The sequence below is a fragment of the Carboxylicivirga linearis genome, assembly GCF_018271995.1.
GTDB classification, from domain to species: Bacteria; Bacteroidota; Bacteroidia; order Bacteroidales; family Marinilabiliaceae; genus Carboxylicivirga; species Carboxylicivirga linearis.
The window spans coordinates 1-26083 of sequence record NZ_JAGUCO010000033.1; the positions used below are offsets into that span (position 1 = coordinate 1).

22 protein-coding genes and 1 pseudogene are annotated in these 26083 nt (G+C 34.8%); 7 read left to right on the forward strand and 16 right to left on the reverse strand.

The genetic code is table 11. From position 1 onward, the window contains the following. The 3 genes from KEM10_RS21740 to KEM10_RS21750 form a co-directional block, all read left to right on the forward strand. Positions 1-292 (forward strand): hypothetical protein (locus tag KEM10_RS21740; RefSeq protein WP_212219729.1); only part of this gene is annotated, 292 nt, incomplete at its 5' end. A gap of 17 nt (positions 293-309) precedes the next feature. Then, positions 310-915 carry a hypothetical protein gene (locus tag KEM10_RS21745; RefSeq protein ID WP_212219732.1) on the forward strand — a complete coding sequence of 202 codons (606 nt, stop codon included), beginning with the start codon at positions 310-312 and terminating at the stop codon, positions 913-915. A gap of 19 nt (positions 916-934) precedes the next feature. Beyond that, entirely contained in the window at positions 935-2203 is a 1269-nt protein-coding gene (locus tag KEM10_RS21750; protein WP_212219735.1) for a hypothetical protein, read from the forward strand. A 174-nt stretch (positions 2204-2377) separates the two neighbouring features. Here the strand turns inward: KEM10_RS21750 and KEM10_RS25025 are convergent. From KEM10_RS25025 to KEM10_RS21770, 4 genes and pseudogenes are all read right to left on the reverse strand, one after another. Next, positions 2378-2527 (reverse strand): annotated as a pseudogene (locus KEM10_RS25025) (helicase associated domain-containing protein); the annotation flags it as partial. Positions 2528-2542: 15 nt separating this feature from the next. Further along, positions 2543-3241 carry a helicase associated domain-containing protein gene (locus tag KEM10_RS21760; RefSeq protein ID WP_212219738.1) on the reverse strand — a complete coding sequence of 233 codons (699 nt, stop codon included), beginning with the start codon at positions 3239-3241 and terminating at the stop codon, positions 2543-2545. A gap of 128 nt (positions 3242-3369) precedes the next feature. Next, positions 3370-3717, reverse strand: coding sequence for a molecular chaperone DnaJ (locus KEM10_RS21765; protein ID WP_212219741.1), 348 nt, complete (start codon positions 3715-3717; stop codon positions 3370-3372). Continuing rightward, a complete protein-coding gene (locus tag KEM10_RS21770) occupies positions 3714-3947 on the reverse strand; it encodes a DUF4248 domain-containing protein (RefSeq protein ID WP_212219744.1) in 234 nt (77 codons plus the stop codon). Before KEM10_RS21770 ends, KEM10_RS21765 begins: the two co-directional genes overlap by 4 nt. 960 nt (positions 3948-4907) lie before the next feature. On the opposite strand from KEM10_RS21770, the gene KEM10_RS21775 reads away from it, so the two are divergent. After that, a complete protein-coding gene (locus KEM10_RS21775; protein WP_212219747.1) occupies positions 4908-5681 on the forward strand; it encodes a helix-turn-helix domain-containing protein in 774 nt (257 codons plus the stop codon). Between the two features lie 81 nt (positions 5682-5762). After that, complete coding sequence (locus KEM10_RS21780) at positions 5763-6962, forward strand: hypothetical protein (RefSeq protein WP_212219750.1); 1200 nt, start codon at positions 5763-5765, stop codon at positions 6960-6962. Positions 6963-7320: 358 nt separating this feature from the next. Here the strand turns inward: KEM10_RS21780 and KEM10_RS21785 are convergent, their stop codons facing one another. From KEM10_RS21785 to KEM10_RS21795, 3 genes are all read right to left on the reverse strand, one after another. Next, positions 7321-9264 (reverse strand): glycoside hydrolase family 97 protein, encoded by a 1944-nt coding sequence (locus KEM10_RS21785; protein WP_244826105.1) that lies wholly within the window; start codon positions 9262-9264, stop codon positions 7321-7323. A 315-nt stretch (positions 9265-9579) separates the two neighbouring features. Further along, positions 9580-12471, reverse strand: a complete 2892-nt coding sequence (locus KEM10_RS21790) for a type I restriction endonuclease subunit R (RefSeq protein WP_212219753.1) — start codon at positions 12469-12471, stop codon at positions 9580-9582. Between the two features lie 99 nt (positions 12472-12570). Beyond that, a complete protein-coding gene (locus KEM10_RS21795) occupies positions 12571-13497 on the reverse strand; it encodes a tyrosine-type recombinase/integrase (RefSeq protein WP_212219756.1) in 927 nt (308 codons plus the stop codon). Between the two features lie 77 nt (positions 13498-13574). Between KEM10_RS21795 and KEM10_RS21800 the strand changes: the two genes are divergently transcribed. Next, a complete protein-coding gene (locus KEM10_RS21800) occupies positions 13575-14768 on the forward strand; it encodes a restriction endonuclease subunit S (protein WP_212219759.1) in 1194 nt (397 codons plus the stop codon). Here the strand turns inward: KEM10_RS21800 and KEM10_RS21805 are convergent. From KEM10_RS21805 to nrfH, 9 genes are all read right to left on the reverse strand, one after another. Further along, the gene (locus KEM10_RS21805) at positions 14765-15925 is read right to left on the reverse strand and encodes a restriction endonuclease subunit S (RefSeq protein ID WP_212219762.1); all 1161 of its coding nucleotides are present in this window, start codon (positions 15923-15925) and stop codon (positions 14765-14767) included. The two genes, KEM10_RS21800 and KEM10_RS21805, sit on opposite strands and share 4 nt — an antisense overlap. A 48-nt stretch (positions 15926-15973) precedes the next feature. Continuing rightward, positions 15974-17542 carry a type I restriction-modification system subunit M gene (locus KEM10_RS21810; protein WP_212219766.1) on the reverse strand — a complete coding sequence of 523 codons (1569 nt, stop codon included), beginning with the start codon at positions 17540-17542 and terminating at the stop codon, positions 15974-15976. A 33-nt stretch (positions 17543-17575) separates the two neighbouring features. Beyond that, complete coding sequence (locus tag KEM10_RS21815) at positions 17576-18619, reverse strand: PDDEXK nuclease domain-containing protein (RefSeq protein ID WP_212219769.1); 1044 nt, start codon at positions 18617-18619, stop codon at positions 17576-17578. 13 nt (positions 18620-18632) lie between these two features. Continuing rightward, positions 18633-19232 (reverse strand): DUF6088 family protein, encoded by a 600-nt coding sequence (locus tag KEM10_RS21820; protein WP_212219771.1) that lies wholly within the window; start codon positions 19230-19232, stop codon positions 18633-18635. Between the two features lie 273 nt (positions 19233-19505). Beyond that, complete coding sequence (locus KEM10_RS21825) at positions 19506-20117, reverse strand: HPP family protein (RefSeq protein WP_212219774.1); 612 nt, start codon at positions 20115-20117, stop codon at positions 19506-19508. 46 nt (positions 20118-20163) lie between these two features. Then, entirely contained in the window at positions 20164-20949 is a 786-nt protein-coding gene (locus KEM10_RS21830) for a cytochrome c biogenesis protein (protein ID WP_212219777.1), read from the reverse strand. Beyond that, a complete protein-coding gene (locus KEM10_RS21835; protein WP_212219780.1) occupies positions 20949-22214 on the reverse strand; it encodes a cytochrome c biogenesis protein ResB in 1266 nt (421 codons plus the stop codon). The genes KEM10_RS21830 and KEM10_RS21835 overlap by 1 nt, the downstream gene beginning before the upstream one ends. Beyond that, entirely contained in the window at positions 22180-23679 is a 1500-nt protein-coding gene (gene nrfA, locus KEM10_RS21840) for an ammonia-forming cytochrome c nitrite reductase (RefSeq protein WP_212219783.1), read from the reverse strand. Before nrfA ends, KEM10_RS21835 begins: the two co-directional genes overlap by 35 nt. Before the next feature lie 9 nt (positions 23680-23688). Further along, complete coding sequence (gene nrfH, locus KEM10_RS21845; RefSeq protein WP_244826107.1) at positions 23689-24273, reverse strand: cytochrome c nitrite reductase small subunit; 585 nt, start codon at positions 24271-24273, stop codon at positions 23689-23691. Between the two features lie 265 nt (positions 24274-24538). Here nrfH and KEM10_RS21850 point away from each other — a divergent pair, with 265 nt between their 5' ends. Further along, entirely contained in the window at positions 24539-26062 is a 1524-nt protein-coding gene (locus tag KEM10_RS21850; RefSeq protein WP_212219789.1) for a PepSY-associated TM helix domain-containing protein, read from the forward strand. Positions 26063-26083 lie beyond the last annotated feature (21 nt).

A 26083-nucleotide genomic window follows, 5' to 3' on the forward strand; every position in this document is an offset into this window, starting at 1 on the left:
CCTGACGATTTCTGCTTCTGATGCTGCTTTATATGCCAATACGCTGTACGGTGCAATGCTCGACTTTGGTACAGATGAAAAGGTCATTTACTCCATAATTGATAAGATACAGAGCAAAGATGATATGCTATTGGTGATTAAAGCCTTTGGCATGAAACAGTATTTGTGGGGAACCAGGGCAGCGTTTTTAGGTCAGGATTTCAACCTAATTGGCTGGTTCAGACAGGAACTAAGCGAAAGTGAAATTTCCAAAATCAAACCCAAGTTCGACAGTTGGGGAATCCCTCTCTAAACTCTAACAATAAAGCTATGGAAAAGAAGAAAAAGATATTATTTATTTCGGGAGGGGTGTTAACCACAGGGGCAATAGTTACCACAATTGTACTCGTTCGCAGACGAAACAAACGCAAGCGTGGGCTATTGCCTCCTCGTGGTTCAAACGTTTTGACAACCAACAATAACGAACTGCCCTCAAACTTTCAGAATTGGAACGGTGGCAATACCTACCTCTCAAATGCACCCAGGGGCATACGCAACAACAATCCGGGAAACCTGATTTTCACCAACATCAAATGGAACGGCAAACTACCTAAAGAGCAAAACAAAGACAGGCGTTTTGAAATGTTTATTGCTCCGGTTTATGGTGTTCGAGCCATGATTAAAGACCTCAAGCATGATATTGAAAAAGGCAAAAACACAGTACCGTTATTGGTCGAGGAATATGCACCCCGATTTGAAAACAATACAGACCATTATATCCAAACGGTTTGCAAGGATTTAAAGGTCAGCAAGAGTGCAAAGCTTCTGCCTACAAAAAATACACTTCGCTTATTGGTGCTTTCAATGACAAAGGTTGAGACAGGTGGCAATTACGTCTCCAACCAATTGTTTGAGCAAGCCTACGCAATGATTTAGCAATTAAAAGACTTTAGATATGGGAACGATAAAAATGTTTAGGGGAACAACCCCACCGTTATTGAAAAAGGGCGAATGGGCTTCGGATGGCCAGTACGCTTATTTAGGTATGGAACACGAACAATACAAAGTGTTTCAGGGCGTGTTTGACATGAGTAAAGACCAACAGATAACAGGTTTTGAATACGATGTTGAACGCAAAGCGATAATAATTCCTTCGGGAACTCCTTTTTCAAAGCTGCAAAGGCTGTTTGATTCCCTGCCCAAAGCATTGAAATACCACACCAACAAAAGTGCAAGTATCAGCATTATGTTTGAGGATGGTACTTACATCAATGATTTAGGAACGTTCCTGGTCCTTCGTGATTTTTCCTACCAAATCAACATCTGCTCATTGAGCAATAAGGTGGATGGTGTGGTTGGAACATACGTTAAGCCTGTAATTTTCCAAAGCGATAAGGCTATTGAAATTTACAATAGTGCTATCAATTTTGCAGACATACGCTTTGAATATACTGATGCCGGAAGCGGTGCAATTGCCTTTCTGAACAGTACCACCAACATTGATGATTGCTGTTTCGAGGCGAAAGTCAATCAATCCTGTGTATTCGATAGAGGTTACAACAAAATTGTGTTTTCTGATACCTATTTCAAAATGAACAGGGATATTCAGGACACGATACTTGACAGGGCTTCGGTTGGTTCATTCATCAATATTGCACGTTCAAAATCCGCTCCTGAATACAGACCAAAAACCATTGTTCAGCAAATTAGCGGTGGTCTGATAATCGCCGGGAATGTAGAAGACTTACTCATTTCAGAGAAAAGTCCTGTGTATATGCCCAATGGTGGTATCGAAGTACATGGTGGTTTCGTAACCGACCCTGACGGTAATATCAATATTGCCATTCCAACAAAGCTCTCACAGTTGGAAAACGATATGAACCTGACTTCAAATTTTGAAGAACTGCAAAATAAACCAACGACCATTAGTGCAGAACAGGCAACGGCAATTGAGAACAACAACAAAAAGAGCAGCTATCCACAAGCTGATGCAGAAAAGCTTGCAGGAATTGAAGAAGGTGCAACTGCCGGGGCTGATTGGAATGCTAATATTCAAAACAAGCCTACTACCATATCGGCAGAACAGGCAGCTGAGATTGAAACGAATACGCAAAAGCGTTCCTATCCCGAAGCCGATGAAAATAAATTGGCAGGGATTGAAGAAAACGCCACCGTTGGTGCAGATTGGGTGCCACTTGTTATCACCTATAATGAAAGTGTATAATATTACATATCAATGCGTTGAATCTATATTTATATCGAGTAAAATATTTTGTGGTTACATATATGTTACACAATATTATAGTAATTATTTTACATTGAAGGTTAATTTTGATTGATGAAAGTTATTTTTAACGTGGTTACATACTGGTGTAACCAACAAACAATATAGAAAATTTCAGCGTTTAATTTCTTGCTGATTATCCTTGAAAAAATCAATCTCATTAAGAAGTGAAATTCTTTCTTTTGACAATTTGGAGATATGAGTACGTTGGATAGATACCCAATTTGCTAATGATTTGTGATTTTTGCTTGTAGTGACAATATAGCAGGTACCAAATTGTTATTTATATTCTTTCAACTCTTCGTAACGAATTAACCATTGTTCGTTAGCTCTTTCTTTGTTCAATAAAGCAGTAACAGATTGCTGTGGATTCCAATTAAAACCTAAATCATTAAGTTTTTCTTTCCTTTCTGTGGACATTGTATCTTTAGTCCGTCTAAGAACTTTCACAAAGTTTACAAGTTCATTTTTTGCACCATAGGAACTACATACTAATAAATGACCGTGTTCTTTTTTAAACAGTACTAATTCATCAAACATTTCTTCCCATCGATTTAGAGTTTTATTTTTCATTTCAACTCCAGCCAATTTTAGCTTCTTAATTTTTGAACGATGCAATTTACCTTTCCAATATAGTTTTCGTTGATATACAAGCCAGTTTTGCAGCTGACTGTCGCTATTACTTTCGGTAACATTTGTATGTCCAAACTGCTTTTGAAACTTAAGCAACTTGGTGTACATGTTATCCCAATCATGAAACGCCATTAAACGAAAGTTAAAGCCTATCATGTACAAAAGATTTTCCCTTTTCAAATCCATTGTACCCTCGTGATATACTAATCTTTGACGACGAACCCAATAACCCAAACTTTTATTTAGAGGATATTTAGCAGGAACATCAGCGTGACCGTTCTTATTTTTATAATCAACTAATTCAAGAAACATACCTATCCAACGACCTTCAAGAGCTTTGGTCATATCTGCCTGCTTTTTATAATCTTCGATTGCCTTTGATAAGTTCTTATGCACAATACTTTGAATCCTGAATTATATAATTGTTTAGAATTAAACAAAAATACTTTATTTCAATTTCATTATCAAAAGTCTTACAACCCATTTAGCAAATTTACAACTCCTTCCAGAATACCTTTTTTCAAGGATGAATCGGTCATTCTGATTTTTTGCTTCAAGTATGATTGTGGCACTTGCTTTTTTATTAGAAATTTTGCCAATCTTCCCAAATCTCTTAAAAATTCATCTTCTAACGATGTTTGTGGCTGACTATAGGTAGTGTTTTTCTGTTTTTGTAGATGCAAGAGTGTGGCATTATATTCTTCCTGCATTTTTTGAAATTCACGGGCTGTTCCTCCAGCATCCGGATGCAGTTGCTTTGCCAGTTCTCTGTAACGCAATTTGGCTTGAGGTACATCGGCTATTCCTTTAAAATAAATCATAGTTGCTCCAACTCTTCAATGGTTATACTAAAATGTTCCAGGATTAATAGAAGCTGCTGTTTGTTGTAATAATGGCATTTTGTGCTCCCGGCATCTGAAATTTCTTGTTTTAAGGCAGGACATATATCAATTTCATTCCGAAGTTGCTGCATTGCTGACTTAATTGAAATGCTGTTTGGATAAAGCTTCTTTACTAATTCTTGTTTTAAATATGTTCTTGGGACTATCATCACATTAAGATTTTATCAGAAATAGATGAATTTTTAAAAAATGAAGTGATTTTTTAAAATTCAATAGGAATACTGTAGTTTCATTGCTAATAAACCAAAATAAGAGATAATAAATCAAAGAAAACGAAGGGTCTATAAACACGAAAAGCCTCTGAAAGAGGCTTGTTTTAAGTGTTATATGTAATTTTTTAGGCACAATTCATATTATTATACCTTTTTTGGTAATTAGCTCTATAAAGATAGAAATTCCAGTTACAAGAGAAAGAAAGCTAACACTTAAAATTTCATGTAAACTTTGTAAATAATGTAAATCAATAGTTTTATATGATTAATATTCAATATCATATAGATTTACTTCACTATTGATATCAAGTAAATATATTTACCTAACATCTAATTCTTCTTACGTTTCACCAAACATATCATGTGGTAGAAAGAAACTATGAATCCTTGGGTTTTACGTATTGTGAGCTTTCTGAATGAGATACTCCTAAAGCGGAATATCTCAAACTGTATCTTATTAGTATTATTTACAAATTAGTTCGTTCATTTTGTCACAATTACACCACCGTTAGGTTGAATTGTCAAATTCATCGAACCACTATTTTTAATTTTTGTTTCAGAAAATTATGGTTCCAATTTCTTATTGTCAGAGTATAGTTTCACATCTATTCCTGCCATCATCGGAAGATTAACACTTAATTTCGAAGTAGTAAGCTAGTTTTTTGGTAAAATAAATGTAAAAAAATAAACCGGTTATGGTTATAACGAACAGGAAACACGCACAAAATATACCCATATAGTATCTGTATTTAATACAATAACACCAAAAATTGTGTATTTAAACGATATATTTTGTGCACTTCACGGATTAATCGTTCACAACAATTGCTGCTAATCGTATATTTGCTTTAATTTAAAAGAGAAAAGATTCTTCGTATAGAATAACTAAAATCAAAGATGAGATATACTATTTTAAATCCACCACTAGAATTAAAAGACTTCGTTAGTCATTTTTGGATAAGCTCAACAGAAAGGAATAATAAGAGTAGAAATACGACCGAAAACACCACAGCATGTAGTTTAGCAAATATTATTATTGGATTTAAAGGAAGTGAAGAAAATCCATCTCCTGCATTTACATTATTCCAGGGACAAACTTCTTTTCCAAAAGAAATACAGATTTCCAAAAATGGCTTCTTTAAAATATTTGGGATTGCAATTTACCCGCACACCATTTATCAATTATTCAACATATTAGCATCCGAAGTAAACAATCAATCAATTCCGATTTCTTCTTTTTGGAGTACACAAGAAAATCTATTAAGTGAGATGATCGCAAATTCTCTTGTTACCCCAAAGTGTATTAATATTCTCTCAAATTATTTACATACCCTGCTATTGAATACCAAGGATAAAGATCAAATAGTTATTAACGCTGCTAAACAAATAAGACAAATTAATGGCAACTTGAATATCGAAAAATTATCTCGTGAATTTTGTCTTTCACAAAAGCAATTTTCAAGAAGATTCAAAAAACACATAGGATTTACACCAAAATTATATGCCAGAATTGTCCGTTTTGAATCCGTTTTTTATAACATTTTGAAATATTCAAATTTCACACAGGCTGCTTATGCTAGTGGGTATTATGACCAATCTCATTTTATTCAGGATTTTAGAGTTTTTACAGGTTATAGTCCGAATAAGTTTTTTGCACTAAGCAATTCGTAAAAAATAGGATGTCCATTTTTTACAATTTTCCTACAATATAGACTCACATCTTTGTTCTAAAAAAAATAAGATATATCAAAGATGAAAACATTAAGATTCGTGAAAATTCACCGGTGCTACCTATCGGCAATTTTTGTACTACTATTTACTTCTTGTTCAGCAAATCAGAAGTCTAAGGAAAAAACATCCACTCAAGTTCAGAAAACAAATAACCTTAAATATCGAGGGGTAGTATATGATGTAGGATTACAGTTTAATCCGGGAAGTTATTCCGTAGAAACGTTTAATCCTGATTTAGTAAAATACGACATGTCTATTATTGCTAATAAACTGAATGCAAATACAGTACGTGTCGAGGGGGAAGATATTTCCAGATTAGTAAAAGCAACAGAAATAGCGCATCGTGCAGGATTAAAAGTATTTTTTAACCCATGGAAGATGGGAGCAAATGCAGAAGAAACCATAGCTTATATGAAAGATGCATCTATTGCTGCCGAAAAACTAAGACTTAAAGGTATCGATTTAGTTTTTGTTGCCGGGTGCGAATATTCACTGTTCAGCAAGGGCGTTTTTCAAGGTGAAACTTTAAATGACCGACTTGCATATATGATTAAAGCTGGAACTACCCCGGACTATCCTCAAGGGAAAAACCCTGTATTTATTGCAGCTTATGAGAAATTAAATTCTATACTCTCTGATATTTGTAAAGAAGTACGTTCTCAATTTAAAGGTTCTGTAACCTACTCTTCAGGAACATGGGAGAATATAGATTGGGACTTATTTGATATCATCGGTGTCGATTATTATCGTAATGGAGAATCAGAAGAAGAATATATTGCTGGCTTGGATCGATACAAGTCCTCCAAACCGTTATTCGTTATGGAAGTTGGAAGTTGTACTTATGAAGGTGCTGCACAAAGAGGAGGTGGTGGTTTTATGATCCTACAAGGCATGAATCCTGATGGGACAGGAATATACGAAGGAGGTAAAATACCTGTGCGCAGCGAAAAGGAACAAGCCGACTATATCGAACATCAAATTAATGCTCTGCAGAAAGCGGATGTGGATGGCGTATTTATTTATGTATTTGCTTTTCCGATTATGCCATTTAGCGAAGAAAAGGGAAAAGACATGGATATGACTTCTTATTCGTTGGTTAAATCTTTTTCGAAACAAGACTCTCGTTCTCAAAAAATTCCAAACTGGGAACCCAAAGAAGCATATAAACGTTTATCTGAAGTATACAGTAGAATGTCAAAAACAAAGGAATATGATTATTAGGAATTTTAATTCAATAGAATTAAAAACAGACAGGCGTATTATGGAAAAACTTTTTAATATCAGAGAGTATTATTGATGCACTATACTATTTATGCATGAATACAAAAATGGTGATTCAAAGAATCGCCATTTTTTTGTGATTTTACATTCGGAATATTTATAATAAATTAATATTAAAGTATTCATATTTTAAATTCTGCTGATGTAAAAACTATACACAAATTCGAATAATACCAATTGTATTTTTAAATGAGAGCCATAGTTTCTGAATAAGCTACTCCTTTGAAAAAGGAATAGCTCATACTGTATCTTAGTGGTTTCATTTATGTAAGATGGTATTATTTACAAACTAGTTCATTCATTCGGTCACAATTACTCCACCGTTAGGTTGAATTGTCAAATTCATCGAACCACTATTTCTGATTTTTATTTTAGAAAATTGTGGTTCCGATTTCTTATTGTCAGAGTATAGTTTCACATCTTTACCAGCCAACATCGGAAGTTTAACATTTAACTTAATTGCTTCTTTTTGTGCATTCACACCAACAACATACCATTGCTCTTTATGACGACGTGCTATAACACAGTATTTACCCGGATAACCATCAATGAAAACAGTTTGATCCCATGTAGTTGGTACGTTTTTCATAAAATCAATCTCAAATGCAGGAACATCTGTTAAGTTGTTGGGTGCAATGCCAAACATTTGCACTGGGGTTTGATATAAAACTGCCGTAGCTAGCTGAAGGATGTCAGATGTTTTTCTTGTTGTCCCTCCGTCATTTGTTCTGTTATGCCGTTTATTTAATAATACTGGTCCAAATTCCATACTCCCAACCGTATTCCTGATGAAAGGATGCAAACATGCATTATAAGCTTCCATATCATCAAAATGCTGATTGAATATTAAATTTTCAGAAGCTAAAACCGCTTCACTACCAATGTAATTCGGATACATACGTTCCCATCCACGTGGCAATGTACATCCATGAAAAATGATCATTAATCCATACTCATTGGCATCGGCCAAGATATCTTCATACAACTTCATGGTTTCCTGTTTATCACCTCCAAAGAAGTCAACCTTTAGACCTTTCACACCTAAACTCTGTAACCACTTCATTTCTTTTTTACGGGCAATGGAGTTATCCATTTTATTTCTTGGTCCTTGTGGAGCATTATTCCAATAGCCATTTGAGTTATACCATAAGAACACATCTATTCCTTTTGAATGAGCATATTTTATTAGTTCCGGCATTTTGTCATAACCAACCTGAGTATCCCAAAGAGCATCCATCAAGATATATTCGTATCCCATTTCAGCGGCCAAATCAATGTAGGTTACCTGGTCATCGTAATTCATGCTGTTATCCTGCCACATAATCCAGCTCCAGGTTCCTCGACCATATTTATATTCCTGAGACGGTTCATATAAAGGCTCTACCAAATCAAAAGGAATAGTTGTTTCAACGATTGGTTCCAAATTATTAGATATGGTAATGGTACGCCATGGTGTTGAACCCGGTAGTGAAATCACAGGAGTTGTGCTTCCGTAACCATTGTTTTCCCCTTCTTGAGGAAATGCAATAGAATAGATTCCATCCTTTGTGCCATCGCTTAAATGAGATGCGCAATATTGACTGGTTACACCTGTTTCAGAAATCAGTACCCAACCTTTTTCTCCAACATGAAAAAGCGAAGGAAAGGTATATCCTTGTCCGTATTTTGATGGAGTGGAAAGAGGTTCGTCAGGAACATATTCTTCTTCATAACTGGGTTTTGTACGTTTCCATCCCATTCCAGGTGTAGCCTGAGGAGATAAAAATGTGGTTGTTTCATTTGGCAGATTGAATCCGGAAATCTCTTTTTCTATAACACAGGAAGCTGTTTCTCCAAATTGAGGTAGATTATATCTAAAACCAATATCATTGTTGCTAATCCTGAAAACAACTTCTATTTGCTGTTTCTCTTTATTGTTGAGTGTTATGGTTAACTCATTGGCTTCATAATTTATGGTAGATTGTTTAATTCTATCTTGTTTATACTTTTTTTCTATTGTATTATTTTCTGTTGATAGAATTGACAAATCTGTGCTAAAATCTCCTACATTGGTGATTAACCCAAGAGGTGAATCTTCAAGCATTACATTGTTATTATCATACAGTACAATGTAAGAAATTTTTCCATCTGTAAGTTTAAAAGTTAAGGCTAGTTTGCCATCAGGACTACTTAGTGATATTTCTTGTGCAAATGTGATTGTTGTGATTATTAGCAAGTAGCAAAACATTAGTTTTCTTTTCATTTTAGTTTTTATGGATTTTAATATTGTGAAATTAATAAAGGTTAAATATACTATTTTGAATTCTACCAATACTTATGCTTTGTATGTACTCCCTTTACTTTTGGTAACAAGTGGCTGTAAATCAAAGAAAACGAAGAGGTTATAAACACGATAAGCCTCTTTAGAGGCTTAATTTTAAGTGTTATGTGTAATTTTTAGGCACAATCGTAATTATTATACCTTTTGGTGAAGCTCAATAAAGATAGAAATTCATGTAAGTTTAGGAAGAAAAAGTAAATGATTATCACCTACAGATTTCATCAATGCTCACTTTTATCAACTTCGTGAAATACCACTTATAAATGTATCAACGAAATCAATAATCTTTTCGGTGATTCTTTCTGAAATGGTTTTCCGTTCCTTCAAGGATGGTTTCTTTTTCATCATACCAATAATATCATCTCGTAACGGCTTTTTCTCGGTAAACATATAGTTTCCGATTACCTCCTGTAACATTTCTGCATCCAGATTCTCTTCTTCACTAAGTTTTTCAATGGCAACAATTCTTTCTTTGCTCCAGTAGTTTTCAAATTCTTCAGGTATATCTTCAGAATCTTTAATTGAAGGTAAATTTTCCTGGATAAATCGCTCGATTAATTCACGTTTACTACGCATACGAGCATCTCCGGTCATTAAATCAAGAATAGCTTTTTTCTGTTTTTCCTGCTCTTCTTCTGTTGAATCTTTAAGTTTAGCCAGAAGTTTTAAAATATATGCAACGTTAATTTCATCACGGTGAATTAACTCTAATTCAAAATCAATATCACCTAGTATAGAAACCTTTTCTTTTTGGTGTGTTGATTTTGCTTTATCGTATAAGTCAAGATATTTGCTTTTATAATCCTCAAAACCTTGCTCTTCCATTGATAAATCATCAAAAGTAAACTCAGTGAATGTAACAAGTACATTTCTTAAACGCATCAACTCACGGAATGCTTTTATAAACTCAAGCTCCTGTTCTTCATCAATCAAATCGTTTACGCTATCAACGGTTGGGGCTATTTTTAATAACTCTTCAAATGCCTGGTTGAATTTGGCAACATACTCTTCGTATGGCTGCATTATAATTTCATCCTTAGCATTGATGTTTGAAAATAAAGAAATTGCTTTGTCGGTAGCACCTTTTAAATTTCTAAAGCAAACAATGTTACCTTGTGATTTTAACTCATTTAAAATGCGGTTCGTTCTGGAATAGGCTTGAATTAAACCGTGATATTTCAAATTTTTATCTACATATAAGGTATTTAACGTTTTGCTATCGAAACCAGTTAAAAACATATTTACCACCAGTAATATATCAATCTGCTTGTGTTTTACTCGCTTAGCAACATCATTATAGTAATTATAAAAGCTTTTACTGTCTTTTGTAGTGAAATTCGTACCAAACTCCTTATTATAGTTTCCTATAAACTCTTCAAGATAGTCTCTTGAATGTTGAGTATTATATGCAGCTTGTGGTTCAGCTGCTATATTCATTACTTGGTCAGACTCAAAAGCAAACTCTTCATCTATAAAATTGCCTACAGCATCTTTGTCATCTTCATTGGCCTGATAAGAAAAGATTGTTGCTACTTTTAGATTATGAAGCCCTTGTTCTTTCTTTTGTTGAAATAACTTATAGTATTCAACTACGGGACTAAAACCTGTTTTGGGGTCGATACTTGATACAGCAAGAATACTTGTAAACTCTTTATTATGAGTTTTTCTATTATGATTTGCAATAATGTAATCCACTATATTGTTAAGCCGAATTGGAGCATTCATTACCTCTGCTTCGTCAATAGCTTCAACCTCAATATCTAAAATATTATCTTTCTTTTTGAAAGTGCTGATATACTCAACTGAAAATTTTAGAACATTCTCGTCTCTAATGGCATCGGTAATTACATACTGATGCAGCTTTTTCTCAAACAACATTTTAGTTGTCCGTTTCCCAAATTCATTAGTCCCTGCATTTTCTTCGAAAATAGGTGTGCCGGTGAAACCAAACATTTGGCATTTAGTAAAGAAATTCTTAATGTCATCGTGTGTTTTACCGAATTGAGAACGGTGACACTCATCAAAAATGAAAACAATACGCTTGTCGCTTTGAGTTTCCATTTGAGCCAAATACCTTTTCTTGCTAATGGCGGTGTTTAGCTTCTGAATTGTGGTTACAATCAGTTTGTTATCACCTGTCATCTGCTTTACCAGGTTGTTGGTGTTGTTTGTTCCATCAATACTCCCTTTGCTAAATGCATTAAACTCTTTGGTGGTTTGGTAGTCGAGGTCTTTACGGTCAACCACAAACACAACCTTGTGTACTTTTGGATAGTTTGTAAGTATTTGAGCTGTTTTAAACGATGTAAGCGTTTTACCGGAACCTGTTGTATGCCATATGTAGCCAAACTTCCTGGTTGTTTCAACTCGTTCAACAATGGCTTCTACTGCATAAAACTGATAAGGGCGTAACACCATTAATATCTTGTCCGATTCATGAATTACAATATATTTTGTAATCATCTTTGAGATATGGCAAGGCTCTAAGAAAACATTGGTGAAATCAACAAGTTGCGTAATGAGTTTATTATTTACATCACTCCAATAAAATGTTTGTTTAAATGACCTGGCTTTTACCGGACTATTAGCATAATACTTTGTATTAACCCCGTTGCTGATTACAAAAATCTGAATAAATTGAAACAAGCCATGGCCAGCCCAATATGAGTGTCTTTCATAACGATTGGTTTGATTGAAAGCTTCCTTTAATTCAAGTCCCCTGCGCTTTAATTCAATCTGAACCAAAGGCAAACCATTTATTAGAATTGTAACATCGTAACGATTCTTATAATTTCCCTCAATGGTTACTTGTTGTGTAACCTGGAATTGATTTTGACACCAATGAATTTGATTGATTAACTCTATCGTTTTATGCTCGCCATTATCGTTGATGTAGGGAACCCGGTCTCTTAGAATTTTAGCTCTTTCAAAGATATTCCCTTTGTTAATGAAGTTCAGAATTTGTTTAAAATCGCCATCAGAAAGTTTAATTTTATTATGAATCTCTAACTGTGATTTCAGGTTTGTCAATAAATCACTTTCATCATTAATAACAATATTTTTATATCCTAACTTTTGTAACTGTGCAACAAGGTTATTTTCTAGTATCTGTTCAGGTTGAGTAGACATATTTCGTTTAGTTCTATAGCCAAATGTCAAAAATAGCTATAACTTATAAGAAATATGTATCCTAATTGCTTTTTTGTTATTATCAAGGTTTTAACCTAATTAATTGAGCGACCTAAACATTTGGTTTATTGCTTTTTTCTTTTGTTCGGTGTTGGGATGAACATAAAGGTTTAATGTTGTGCTAATATTTGAATGCCCCAATAACACACTTACTGTTTTATAATCGCAATTGCTTTCAATGCAGCGTGTGGCAAAAGTGTGGCGTAAACTATGAAATTTCAAATGTGGTACACCAAGATTATCCACAAAGCTTTTGTAATAATTACGGTAGGTGCGAGGTTCTGTACTCTTAATTTCGTTTGTTAATACGAAAAAGGATGCATTGACTATCTTTTTAACGGATTTCACCATTCGTAATAATTCACGGTTCATAGGTATCTCACGAACTGAGTTTTTGGTCTTAGGACTGTCGATAATAAGCTCTGTTTTGCCAATATTGTTTTCCATAGTGTAAATACGCTGAATTGTTTTGTTGACACTTATCAATCCTGTTTCTGTATTTATATCTTCCCAGGTAAGTGCGCAAACTTCACCAATTCGCAATCCTGTCGTTAGGCATAAGTAAATACCTAAATTCCGGAAAGTAAAATGCTCCTGAACGTAGTTCATTATTTTCTTTTGGTCGTTTCTGGTGAAAACCTCCAATTGCTGACTTTTTTGGTCTGTAGGATATCGAATTTCAAACGGTTCGTACTGTAACAGGTTTTGTTTTGCTCCATACTTGAGAATCATTTTCAAAACAATAAGTATATCCATTATTGTTTTTTTGCTTAATCCTTCGTTTAATTTCCTAAAAACAAAGGCTTGTACTTCATCTTCCATTATTTGATAATTTTCGCCAAAAGCTGGTTGCACATGGTTTTTTACTAATAACATATAAGCCGAGATTGTTGATTTTTTAACATACTGCTTTTTGTCTTTCAACCATAATTGGCTGATTGTTGAGATTTTTTCCTGGTTTTTCATATACACTTTTTAAGATTAAAAAGCGCAAAGGAAACTATTAGAGCATTTTATATTCTTTATTCCTCAATGTTCCAAATTTGAGATTCCCAGAGTTTAGTGGAGAGTGGCATTCAATAATTTTAAATGATTTATGCTCATTAATAACAAAAGGAACAACACCCAAAGAATTCTCAAAAGGTGATGTTAATTTCGTAAAAATAGAATCATTAAATGGTATCTATATTTTAAAGGAGAATTGCGCCACAATCACCTCAGAAATACACAATAACGAATTACGTAGGTCAATTTTAGAACAGGACGATATCTTATTTGCTATTGCAGGAGCAACAGTTGGAAAAATAGGGATTGTTACAAATGATATCTTGCCTGCAAATACAAACCAAGCTCTTGCTATTATCCGGTTAAAAGAAAAATCACAAAAAGACTTTTTACTATTTGTACTCGGTTCAGCAACTATGAAAAAATACATTTTTCAAAGTATGAGTGTTGGTGCTCAACCCAACTTGAGTTTAGCTCAAATTAATAATTTCAAATTTAATACCCCAACTCTTCCTGAACAAACCAAAATCGCAGCCTTGCTATCTGTTATTACAGACAGAATCAATACTCAAAGCAAAATCATAGAACATCAAGAATCCTTAATGAAAGGATTGATACGGCAGATTTTTTCACAACAATTGCGATTTAGAGATGAAAATGGAAACGATTTTTCAGAATGGAAAAAGAAAAGGTTAGGTGAAATTGCTGAAATAGTTGGAGGTGGTACTCCAGAAACTACAAAACCAGAATATTGGAATGGAAATTTTAATTGGTTCACCCCAACTGAAATAAAGCAAAAATATATTGAAGAAAGCAATAGGAAGGTTACAGCCTTAGGAATACAAAAGTCATCTGCTAAAATACTTCCTAAAAACACTTTACTTTTTACAAGCAGGGCTACAATTGGGGATGTTGGAATTACAAAAGTTGAATGTTCAACAAATCAAGGCTTTCAATCATTCTTACCTAATGAAAAATACGAAACTGAATTTTTATATTATTGGTTAAAAGCTCATAAAAAGAAATTCATTAGAAAATCTTCAGGTTCAACGTTTATTGAAATCTCAAAAGGAGAAATGCAAAAGATACGTATTCAAATACCTTCAATTCAAGAGCAATCAAAAATTGCTAAATTCCTTTCATCATTTGATGAAAGACTTGAGAAAGAAAAGCAGATTTTAACGCATTACAAACAGCAGAAAAAACACCTATTACAAAACCTGTTTGTTTAAACGAACAGGTTTTGTAGTAAATATTGTTTTTGAGTCTTCAAATTTTCAAGTTGTTTTGATTCAACTACTATTTTTTCATCAATAGCTGAAAGCATTGAAGAAATTTTCTGTTGTTCTGCTATTTCGGGAATTCTAACTTTTATTTTTTCAATAGTTGCTTTTGATAGGCTTGGTACACCTGAGGCTTCGTTAAATTTTAACCAATTTATGCGTTGAAAGAGTAGGTATGCGAAATATGGAGTAACACCATCAAAAGAATGTGTATAAAATAAGGTATCAACTGTCCAAAACTTACCATCAAGAAAGACAGGTTTGTCAATGGTTCCTTTTCTTCCAATTCCTACACTTTTGCCTTCAAATAGATAATCATCAACAGATGTCATATATCCTCCTGTTCCATAGACAGGAATATTCCCTGATTTTAGGTGCTTATAGTCTTTACCACTACCAATTTTAAGAACTTCCCCAAGCTTTTTTTCTGACCAATCTGCATAAAGATTGCCTTGGTTATCTTTGAACCTAAGTTCTTGATTAAAGATTTTTTGCATCAAGCCTTTTTTAAGGAATTTATAATCCTCAATGATTTTGCTTTGGGTATCAATACGTTTATCAATTTTTTGAAGAAAATCTGCAATTTTAGTTTGTTCCTCCAAGATTGGTAATGCTATTCGTGTTTCACGAATGGATTTTAGAGAAAGGTTCTTGATTGTAGTTCCAGTTAGTTCGGAATAAAAGAAATATTGTGTTTTGGGTGTGTTTAAAACATGATAAATAAAATTAACATCAATATAGGCTTCAATATTTAAATATGCTGCACTTTTCCCTAACATTACTTTTTCTTCTTTGTAAAAAGCAACATTCCCAACTGTACCATTAATTGACAAAAGTAAGGTGTGAGATCCCAAGTCTCTTTTATGTTTTATCGCTTCATCATCAGATACCCTTTTTGTCTGTTCATTTATTTTAATATTACCATCTACCAAGTTATTCCCATTAATAAAATAATATTCTCCATTATCATCATATTTTGGCGTACCATGAATTCCATCCCCAATTTTTGCAGTATGATTCTCCAGTGTTTTAATTTTCCATTCTCCCTCAAACTCTGGGAATCTCAAATTTGGAACATTGGGTGTATTTTTTCTATTTTCTTTCATTTCAACTATTTTCTTTCTTAATTAAATAACATTAAGGATTCAGTTAGATTAAAAAAAACTCAATCCCAATTCCTGAAAATAGCCGTTAATTTCAACGTCCAGTTCTGAGCGTTTGGCTTCCAGTGTTTTAATTTCCTGCATTACCGCATAAATATCCACAGGCTCTTCCTCTTCAAATGTATCAACATAGCGAGGAATGTTTAGGTTATAATCGTTCTCTGCAATCTCTTCTAAAGACGCAAGGTAGGAGTACTTATCAATGGCTTCACGATTTCGATATGTGGTTACAATTTTCTCAACATCACAATCCCTCAATTCATTTTGATTACCAACTTTAATAAAGTGGTCATCGCCACTGGCATCAATAAATACCACATTGTCATCAACTTCACGGCACTTTTTAAATACCAAAATACAGGTTGGTATAGATGTTCCATAGAAAATATTGGCAGGTAAACCTATTACAGCATCAAGATAATTGCGGTCTTCAATTAGATACCTGCGAATAACACCTTCGGCAGCACCACGAAACAAAACTCCGTGAGGTAATACTGTAGCCATTGTTCCGTTATCGGCTAATTGGTGAACCATGTGGGTAACAAAGGCATAATCAGCTTTAGTTTTTGGTGCCAATTTACCGTATTGACTAAAACGTTCATCGGTGCTGTTCAATGGATTTTCATCGCTTTTCCAATGAGCTGAGAATGGGGGATTAGCAACCACAGCCTCAAAACGCTTGTCGAGATGTTGTGGGTTTTCTAAAGTATCTTCCTGGCGAATATCGAAATTACGGTAATGAACATCGTGCAAAATCATGTTCATGCGAGCAAGGTTGAATGTTGTACGGTTAAGTTCCTGTCCGTAGTATTCGTCAACAACTTCAACCTCTTTAGCTACACGCAACAACAAAGAACCGGAACCGCATGTTGGGTCATAAACCGATTTTAATTTCTTCTTTCCGCTGGTAACAATCTTAGCCAGTATTTTAGATACTTGTTGGGGAGTATAGAATTCTCCGGCAGATTTTCCGGCTCCGGCAGCAAATTTTGCAATTAAATATTCGTATGCATCTCCCAATACATCAGAATCAACTTCCTGTAGTTTAAAATCAATTTTATCAAGATGATTCAATATTTTGACTATAATTTCATTTCTTGCACCAACAGTCCTACCAATCTTTGTTGACGTTAAATCCAAATCTTCAAATAAAGCCGTGAAATCGTCCTCGGATTCAGTCCCCATTGTACTTTGTTCAATGTGATTCATCACGGCTTGCAAGTCTTCAATAATATAGTTGCTTTCACTTTCGGTATCAGCATTCCCTTTTTTAGCCAATTCAGAAAATAGCTCTTTAGGTTTTAAAAAGTAACCCAGTTTCAAAAGCGATTCCTCTTTTATGGCTTCTAAGGTTTCGGTATCAGTTACTTTTATATAATCGGTTATCTTTTCTCCTTCAAGTAATTCATTGGCATATAAGTATTGTTTTTCACTCAGGTACTTATAAAAGATAAAACCGAGAATATAATCCCGGTAATCATCTGCACTAATCTTGCCTCTTAATAAATTGGCTATGCCCCAAAGTTGGGCTTCCAATAATTTCTTCTGGTCTTCTGACATATTGTATTTTTCTTAAAATCAGTCTAAAATATTTTATTCTTTATCTCGGTTTTCAATAAGCCTTTTAGCAGTAATTGTAAATTGATGCAATTTTTTGGCTAAAAGCTCTTTGGGTAAATGTTGGGTTATGTATTCGGCAACCTTTATGTTTGCTTTATCCAATTGAAGAAGCTCTATTTGTTCCTGGTTTCCTTCAGCACAAAGTATTAAGCCTATTGGTCGTTCTTCATCCGGTTCGGTATCGTGTTTTTCAAGATATCGCAAATACAGTTCCATTTGTCCTTTATAGGCAGGTTTAAATTTCCCGATTTTAAGGTCTATTGCAATTAATCGTTTCAATTTCCGGTGATAGAACAACAAATCAAGATTAAAATCGGTATTGTCGATTATCATACGTTTTTGACGGGCAACAAAGGTGAAACCAGAACCCAATTCAATTAAGAAGTTTTCTATCTCCCTAAGTATGGCAGCTTCCAGATCTTTCTCTGCATAAGTATCTTTTAGGTTTAAGAAGTCAAGGACATAATGGTCTTTAAAAACTAAATCCGGAGAGAGTTTATCGCTTTCTTTTAATGCTTGAAGTTCAAGTTTTGCAAGTTCTTCTGGCTTTTTACTAATAGCTGTGCGTTCAAACAGCATTGAGTCTATTTTCTTTTGCAGGGTACGTGTGCTCCAGTTTTCAATTCGACACATCTGTGCATAAAACTCACGTTCTAAGTCTGTTTTGAGATAGATGATTGATTTAAAATGAGTCCAGCTCAATTGTCTCCACAGTGCAGAGACAATTTCTGATTCAGGAAAAGTCTCTGCAAAGCGTACCATGTTTGCTAAGTTTCTCTCTGAATATCCTGAACCATAGTGTGTTGTTAATTTTGCACTCAGTGCATGCAAAATTTGTTTTCCGTAATCAGCTCGCTTATTTTCAAGGATATCTTCTTTAATTCGCTTACCAATGTTCCAGTATGTGGCGGTAATTCCAACATTCACCGCCTGAGCTACCTGCTGTTTACCATGGTCAATTAGCTGTTGAATATCTGCAAATAGATTGCTGTTTATATCTAACTTGTCTTCTGACATATTCTTTTTTTATCTATTTATCAATTGCCTGTTTCATTATTTCTCTAATCCACACCGGGGCTAATGCAATATCGTGTTGCAACAGTTTGGGGTCTTCTTTCTGTAAAAGCGTATTAATTTTTCGGAGTTCCACTTCGGTGGCTTTATCTTTGCCTATTTCACGCAAAGCCTGTATAACCAAAGAGCTGATTTTACCTTTTGCTTTAAGGTTTTTAGGAGTGGTTCTTTTTAGTTTTATGGTTCTTTTTCCGACCTTAATAATACGGGGAGCACCATCGGTGAGGAAAACTAATTTTAAAGGTACTTGTGTACTTAAACCTAAAGCATGTAATGCGTATGCTCCTGTAGAGATGAGTTTAATTTTATCGCGTCTGGCAATGGCTTTAGCTACATCCTCGGCGGTAGGCAATACTTCTCCAATATATTTGTCTATTATCGGACGCACGTATATACCATGAGCAACAGACCTTATCAGACCTTTTTCTTTTAAGTTTTGCAAAGCTTTTCTTATTGATTCAGCCGAACCTCTATGGCTAAAATCATCGGAAAACAATAGATAACCTTTAGGTTTTGACTTAATTGTCTTTTCTATCTTAAATTCAACGCTTTGCATATTTATTACATGAGAAAATTTTCACAAATATAGAATAAATATGTGAAGCAGAAATTAAGGTAGGTCAATTGTATTTATTTCAGGAAATATGAGAATGTAAGCCAACACTTACAATTTCATGTAAACTTTGTAAATATTGTAAATGGAGAGATGTAAAAATCAATACGTCAACAAAATATAGATTTACTTTATAAGAATTTTCAAGTAAATATCTTCACTAAATACCATAGCATTAAAAATGGTTGTGGCTATATTTTTTTAATAGCTATGTTATTATCGAAACGGTTTATAGTTACTGATTTTTAATTTAATTTTTCTCAAAACTCCTCTAACTCTACCATTGGTTGGATAAGTCCTGTGTTTAGTCATGTTATTAAAAACTAACGCAACAAGAAATAAGATAAAAGCTCCTGATAAGACTGGAGAAATTGCATAAAAATATCCGATAGCTTTGACTTTCTCAGTACCAATAACTGCAATTAATGCAGTAGCTCCGCCGGGAGGATGTAGCGTTTTTGATAATTGCATTGCAACTATTGAAGTAGCAACAGCTAACGGTGCTGTAATCCATATTATTTCTGGTAATATTTTAAAAATGGTTACTCCAATTATTGCAGAAATAAAATGTCCCCCAATGAGATTCCGTGGTTGCGCTAAAGGACTTTCAACTGCTCCGTATATCAAAACACTAGATGCTCCAAATGAACCGATAAGAAATATATTTTCTAACTCGCTAAGATGAGTGCTTTGTATAAATGCGATTAATCCGATACCGACAAACGCACCAATAAATGACCATAGAAACTCTTTGTAATCTATTAGAGTTTCCCTGTATATTACATATTTAGAAAAGCGTATGCTTCTCTTTATCTTTCTTACAACCATAGGTATTTAATTCAATAGGAAGAAAACTCATTTCATCGTGAATTGTTTAACTCGAATAAACATGCACACTATTTTGCGCTGCCGGAAGGTAATTGATTCCAAACCAACAAATGAGTAATACTACAAATGCCAACAGTAAAATCAGAAAGACTTTTTTGTGGCTTAGATTACTTTTTATCCTGAAATGAATATAAATCAGGTAAACTGCCCAAGTAAGAAATGCCCATGTCTCTTTGGGATCCCAAGTCCAATAATGCCCCCATGCTTCTTTTGCCCATAAAGCCCCAAAAATAAGCCCTAACGTGAGGAAGCCAAAGCCGACATAGACTATGTTATCTGTTTTTAATACAAAATCCTCTTTCAGATTATCTTTTCTAATGACATATAATCCAAGCAACCCGAAAAGTGCAGATAAGCCCAATAATGCGTAAGCAATCATATACACAATTACATGAGGTACAAACCAAATGCTTTGCAATGCTGGCATTAGTGTTTTACTGTGAATATCAGGATTTAGGTAGTTCAATAATAAAAATAGAATAGCCATACCAAGTGAATACATAAGCATTAGCTTGATTTTCCATCGCTTAAATATTACATAGCCTGAAATTGCCAGGAAGAATGAATACCAAAGTCTTGTCTCTCCAAGAGTTCTTAATGGTGGGCGATGAAGATTAGTCCAAAGTAAAACGATAAATACAGCCAGACTTAAAGTTCCAAGGATTGCAGTCAAATTGGCGATTTTGCCCATCTTGTCAGAAAGTGAAGTGCCAATAGCCAAAATCCATGCTACCACCGAAATAATTGCGAATATTTCAAAATTATGCCACATTACACTTCCTCCTTCCTTTTACCAGTCCATATCAGATAGAAAGTTCCTGCAATGAGTAAGAAGAATCCCAAATATACCGACGGCAACCAAGGGTCTTTAACCAGTTCCAAAATGCTTTTCGTTGACCAACGTCCCATTGTTTCATCATAACTTGTTTGATAAATCTTCCATCCGGAAATCTTGATTGGTTTATTTACCTCGATGATGGTATCATATACTGCTCCGGCTTTTTCATAAACCGTTATTTCAGACAGGAATCGTTTTGCTTCGGGTTCGGTCATAAGCATGATAGTGCTTGAATCTATCGAGTACATTACCTGATGGTATAAAATACTCGGACTTGAAATCCAGAATGTATCAACCATTCCGTTGTATGACTTTGTTATCATCGTTGATTGTGTTGCCCCCATCCCCAACACAGGTTCAAACCTATTTAAAACAGGCGCAGAACTCATTAAAAGCTTTTCAATCTTAAAATCGTAATCCTTATAGTTGAATTGCAAGCCCTTGTTTGGGTCTATCATTAAAGGTTTGTTGTTTTGATTGATTATCTCCCCGGTTTTGTTATCAACGAATGCAATTTTCGCTGGATATTCTTCAATGGAGAAATCTCGTAGCTTAATGGCAAAATTCAATTCTTCTGTACTGTTTCCGTTCTCAACTCCATACCAGATAGTTTTGCCTTCTTCAAGATACATATTCAGTTTTTGTATGTCTCCTGCACCTAAATGAGCTGCTGCAATACACAGCCATAAACCGAAATGGTTTAGAAAGAATCCAATATTTCTTTTTGATAATTTTGTAATCCTTTTTATGGTTACTGTACCAAGTATGATTAAAAAGAAAGTCACACCAATTGTGTAAGTCCAGCTTGATGTTACATCAAACAGAAAAAACAACGAATCTGTTTGTCTTTGTGGAACTAAAGCCATTGAAAGAGATGGTACAACGAACAATATTATCCCTGCAATAGATGCAGGAACGCTATAAAACCATTTGAAAAACGTTCTTTTTTTTGATAACAGGTACAGCAATAACGAGATGTTTGCTAAAAGAACAAGTGAAATAACATTGGCTGGCCATGAAATTTTGGGAGCTTTTGTTCCTGTTATAAATTCAAGGCCCAATGATGCCAAAAGCAGGGCAAAAGCTATCAGGAAGCTTTCTGAGTACCTCCAGGGAAGTACCCACAAGCTTTTCTTTTCTTTAGTATTTTGCAAGGTCTTTATTCTAATATTTTGATTCTCTTTGACTAGCTTCTTCAAGCCATTTAGGAACTACTGTTTCAAGAAATTCTGCTTTATCAGCATTTAATTTAGCCATATCCAAGCCTATGTACTGTTGTGCCTTCGCTTTAGTAGATATATCAGGCATTTCAACCTCTTTATTATAACCAAGGTCGGCTAATAAGCGGGTAAGCTTGATTCTTGCCTCTTGTGCAATATTAATTCCTGATGATACAATTCGACCAGTTTCAACTGGAGAATGGAATGATGCGCCATGTGCTGCTACAGAATAATCCCAACGCCATTGAGCGTGTCGTATATCCATAAGTATGGGTTGCATTTGTTTTTCGTTTGCACCTTTGTCCCATGCTGCTTTAGCTTCTACATGTGCTTTCACCAATAAATCTTCAAGTATGTTTACGTTTTCTTTTATTTTATCCTGACGAGAATATACATCGGCAATGAGTTTGTGGGCTTCTTCACGATGGCAAACCTGGCATGAATTAGCCACATTATTAAGCGGACTTTGAATATGATGGTCGGTAAATTTTACTCCCCCTTCGCTCTTATAAGGCATATGACAATCGGCGCATGAAACCCCTCGTTGAGCATGAACTCCTGTTAAGTAAGTTTCATAACCCGGATGTTGCGCTTTTAGCATCGGAGCCTTACTTAATTGATGCGTCCAGTCACTAAAGTTCATATTGTCATAGTATTCTTCTGCGGCTTCAACGGTCATTCCATTATCCCAGGGGAAAGTAAGGTAAGGAACACCTTCAATTTTATCCTTATTGAAGTAATATTCGACATGACATTGGGCGCAAACTAAAGTTCGCATTTCCTGATGCGTGGCTTTACTTATGTCTTTTCCTTGTCTTTCAAATGCTTCAATCAATGCCGGACGAGAAATGCGTAACTGCATGGTATTCACATCATGGCAATCGGCACAACCAATTGGGTTAACTATTTCAGCTCCCCATTTTTCCCATGAACCTTTATAAAACTCTGCAATCCCCACTTCATTCATCATTCTTGGAACATCGGGGCTTTTACATGTCCAGCAAGTATTTGGCATTGGACTTTTTACACTATCATTTGGTGCGCCAGTTCTTAAAATATTACGGACATCATTTACCGCATAATAGTGGCCTCGCCCCTGGTTATATTCTTTAGAAAAACCATATCCAGCCCAAAGCACAACCATCCTTGGGTCTTCCTCCAATTCATCTATAGTTGCAGAACCATTGTATTTACTTCTAAATGTTGTATCAGAAGTGTTATAGTATGATTCGAATTCACGAGGAAAATTAGCTCCCCACTTTTCATTACGGGGTTCAAACTGAGAAAAATCGTTTTTGGGTGCATAGGCAAACACCGCTTCGCTTCTTCTTTCTACAACACTTGATGCTAACAATCCTAAAAGGAATACAACTATTATTGTTCCGAGGAAAAGAATCCAGCCTTTCCAGGGTTTTTCTTTGATTTGTTCGCTGAATGATTTCATATGGTTATGCTAATTAGTTTCTTTTAGTGCTTCTTTTAACCAATCGGGTACAGGACTTTCAGGCAATGGTACTTTTGCATTAGGCGTACTCGAAAGACTGTTCACCCTGCCATGGGGAACTTCACGATGGCATTCCCAACATGTTCTGTCCGTTCTGTTTGAATGAAAGTCGGCATGTATGGTATTCATTTTTGAATCTGTAATAAGGTCACTGTGGCATCGAATACAATTTTGCTGAACAACCTGATGTCCAGCATCCTTAATTTGGATGACCTGAGGTTCTGCTCTCATAGTAAAAATGGTTGCATGTCTCATACCATCTTTCCCTTTGAAATAATATTTATTGAGTACGTTATTGTGAGGTACGTGACAGTCATTACAGTTAGCCCATTCTCTATGGGAGCTATGCATCCAGGTTGCATATTGAGGAGCCATAATGTGACAGTTAACACAGGTTTTTGGCTCATCAGATAAATAAGATGATGCGTTGGAGATGTAAAATAGAAAGAAAAAAAGACCAACTAAGATAGCGGTAACAATAATGACTGGAATTCGCCATTTATCCGGAGGTAAAATTTTTTTCAATAGAATCATAGTCTTTAGTTTCATTATAGTAAAACTATCCTCCCCGCATTTTCATTAAAACAAATTAATGAATATTCAATCTTGCAATACAAATATAGGTTGTCACAAACAAAGAAACTGTACCATATGTTACAGCTTATGATTTTTCTATTTCATAAAATTGCATCTAATAAATTTAAGACTTTTTAAAGAGATTAAAAAAACAATATTCAGCATTGACGATTTTTAAGATGCTGTAATTTAAATAAGAACGAACGTTTAGACTGATTGATAAATGGGAAAACTTTATAAAAAGCTTCATAAGTGGCCAGGGCTAATCATTGCCTTTCTGCTTTTATATTTCTCGGTTACAGGCATCATTATGAATCATCGTGAGTTTTTCTCAGGCATTGATGTTTCGCGAAGTAGCCTCCCAAATGATTTCCGTTACAAGAATTGGAACAATAGTGCCATTAAGGGTAATCTTATTATAAGTTCAGATAGTATATTGGTCTTTGGTAATATTGGTGTATGGCTTACAGATTCTACTTTTACGAATTATCACTCATTCAATAATGGTTTTCCACATGGTAGCGACAATCGTAAAATTTTTGACTTACATCTTTCAACCGATGGAAATTTATACGCTGCAACTCAATTCGGACTATTTTCTTTTGATAGAGCCAGAAGTCAATGGAATAAGTTTGACCTAGATGTGGACATTAAACGTTTTGTTGCTATTGAAAGCATTGAAGATACACTCTATGTTTTAAATCGCTCATATCTCTTTAAAGGAAAGTCGGAAGGTATCAACACCCAATTTCAGAAAATTGAACTAAGGCAGCCACTAAATTACAATAATAAAGTTTCGCTTTTTGAGACCATGTGGCAAATTCATTCAGGTGAAATTTTTGGGATTCCCGGAAAGCTGTTTGTTGATGTGTTAGGATTAGTAACTATCTTTTTATCGATTACCGGAATTTTTTACTTCTTTTTCCCCGGATGGATAAAGCGTAGAAAGAAAAAGTCGAAAACAGTCACATCAATTGTAAAGACGAACCGATGGTCGTTAAAATGGCACAATAAAACAGGAGCCTGGTTATTTGTTTGCCTGATAGTTTTGTTTTTTACAGGCATGTTCTTACGTCCTCCTTTGCTTATTGCTATTGCCTATTCAAAAGTAAGCCCGGTAAAATATTCTCATCTCGACCAGCCTAATCCCTGGTACGATAAATTAAGAGACTTAAAATTTGATGAACAACGAAATGATTTTCTTTTGGCAACATCGGAAGGAATCTATTATATGGAAAAAGATAATCTGGCTCCAATAGTTTTTAAAGTTCAGCCTCCGATAAGTGTTATGGGAATTAATGTGCTTGAACCTTTCAATGATGGAGCATACATTATAGGTTCGTTCAGCGGTTTGTTCTTATGGCATCCGGCTCATCCTGAGATTTACAACTATGCAAAAGGTACTTTATATGCAGGAAATACAACTGGCAGACCTATTGGCGATTTTAAAGTTACAGGATTGATAACTGATTTGGACGGCAAACAATATATGATTGACTATGACAAAGGAGCCATTCCTTTGTATCACGATAAGTTATTTCCGGAAATGCCAAATAATGTCCTTAAAGAATCGAAAATGTCACTCTGGAACTTATCACTTGAAATTCACACAGGACGTTTTTTTCGATTTCTTCTTGGTAACTTTTACATTCTCCTGGTTCCCTTATCAGGATTGGTAAGCGTTATGGTTGTATTGAGCGGATATTTGCTTTGGAGAAAGAAGTTCAGGAAACCGAAAGCTCGTTAAATTGTTGTAACTTTTATATAT

What these genes read in the sequence shown, in the direction of transcription:
- nrfH (WP_244826107.1), bottom strand. Translation starts at nt 24,273, where the DNA reads ATGATTCTATTGAAAAAAATTTTACCTCCGGATAAATGGCGAATTCCA.
- KEM10_RS21830 (WP_212219777.1), bottom strand. Translation starts at nt 20,949, where the DNA reads ATGTGGCATAATTTTGAAATATTCGCAATTATTTCGGTGGTAGCATGG.
- KEM10_RS21805 (WP_212219762.1), bottom strand. Translation starts at nt 15,925, where the DNA reads ATGAAAGAAAATAGAAAAAATACACCCAATGTTCCAAATTTGAGATTC.
- KEM10_RS21760 (WP_212219738.1), bottom strand. Translation starts at nt 3,241, where the DNA reads ATGACCAAAGCTCTTGAAGGTCGTTGGATAGGTATGTTTCTTGAATTA.
- KEM10_RS21750 (WP_212219735.1), top strand. Translation starts at nt 935, where the DNA reads ATGGGAACGATAAAAATGTTTAGGGGAACAACCCCACCGTTATTGAAA.
- KEM10_RS21820 (WP_212219771.1), bottom strand. Translation starts at nt 19,232, where the DNA reads ATGCAAAGCGTTGAATTTAAGATAGAAAAGACAATTAAGTCAAAACCT.
- nrfA (WP_212219783.1), bottom strand. Translation starts at nt 23,679, where the DNA reads ATGAAATCATTCAGCGAACAAATCAAAGAAAAACCCTGGAAAGGCTGG.
- KEM10_RS21745 (WP_212219732.1), top strand. Translation starts at nt 310, where the DNA reads ATGGAAAAGAAGAAAAAGATATTATTTATTTCGGGAGGGGTGTTAACC.
- KEM10_RS21775 (WP_212219747.1), top strand. Translation starts at nt 4,908, where the DNA reads ATGAGATATACTATTTTAAATCCACCACTAGAATTAAAAGACTTCGTT.
- KEM10_RS21790 (WP_212219753.1), bottom strand. Translation starts at nt 12,471, where the DNA reads ATGTCTACTCAACCTGAACAGATACTAGAAAATAACCTTGTTGCACAG.
- KEM10_RS21850 (WP_212219789.1), top strand. Translation starts at nt 24,539, where the DNA reads ATGGGAAAACTTTATAAAAAGCTTCATAAGTGGCCAGGGCTAATCATT.
- KEM10_RS21795 (WP_212219756.1), bottom strand. Translation starts at nt 13,497, where the DNA reads ATGAAAAACCAGGAAAAAATCTCAACAATCAGCCAATTATGGTTGAAA.
- KEM10_RS21765 (WP_212219741.1), bottom strand. Translation starts at nt 3,717, where the DNA reads ATGATTTATTTTAAAGGAATAGCCGATGTACCTCAAGCCAAATTGCGT.
- KEM10_RS21785 (WP_244826105.1), bottom strand. Translation starts at nt 9,264, where the DNA reads ATGAAAAGAAAACTAATGTTTTGCTACTTGCTAATAATCACAACAATC.
- KEM10_RS21810 (WP_212219766.1), bottom strand. Translation starts at nt 17,542, where the DNA reads ATGTCAGAAGACCAGAAGAAATTATTGGAAGCCCAACTTTGGGGCATA.
- KEM10_RS21770 (WP_212219744.1), bottom strand. Translation starts at nt 3,947, where the DNA reads ATGATAGTCCCAAGAACATATTTAAAACAAGAATTAGTAAAGAAGCTT.
- KEM10_RS21780 (WP_212219750.1), top strand. Translation starts at nt 5,763, where the DNA reads ATGAAAACATTAAGATTCGTGAAAATTCACCGGTGCTACCTATCGGCA.
- KEM10_RS21825 (WP_212219774.1), bottom strand. Translation starts at nt 20,117, where the DNA reads ATGGTTGTAAGAAAGATAAAGAGAAGCATACGCTTTTCTAAATATGTA.
- KEM10_RS21815 (WP_212219769.1), bottom strand. Translation starts at nt 18,619, where the DNA reads ATGTCAGAAGACAAGTTAGATATAAACAGCAATCTATTTGCAGATATT.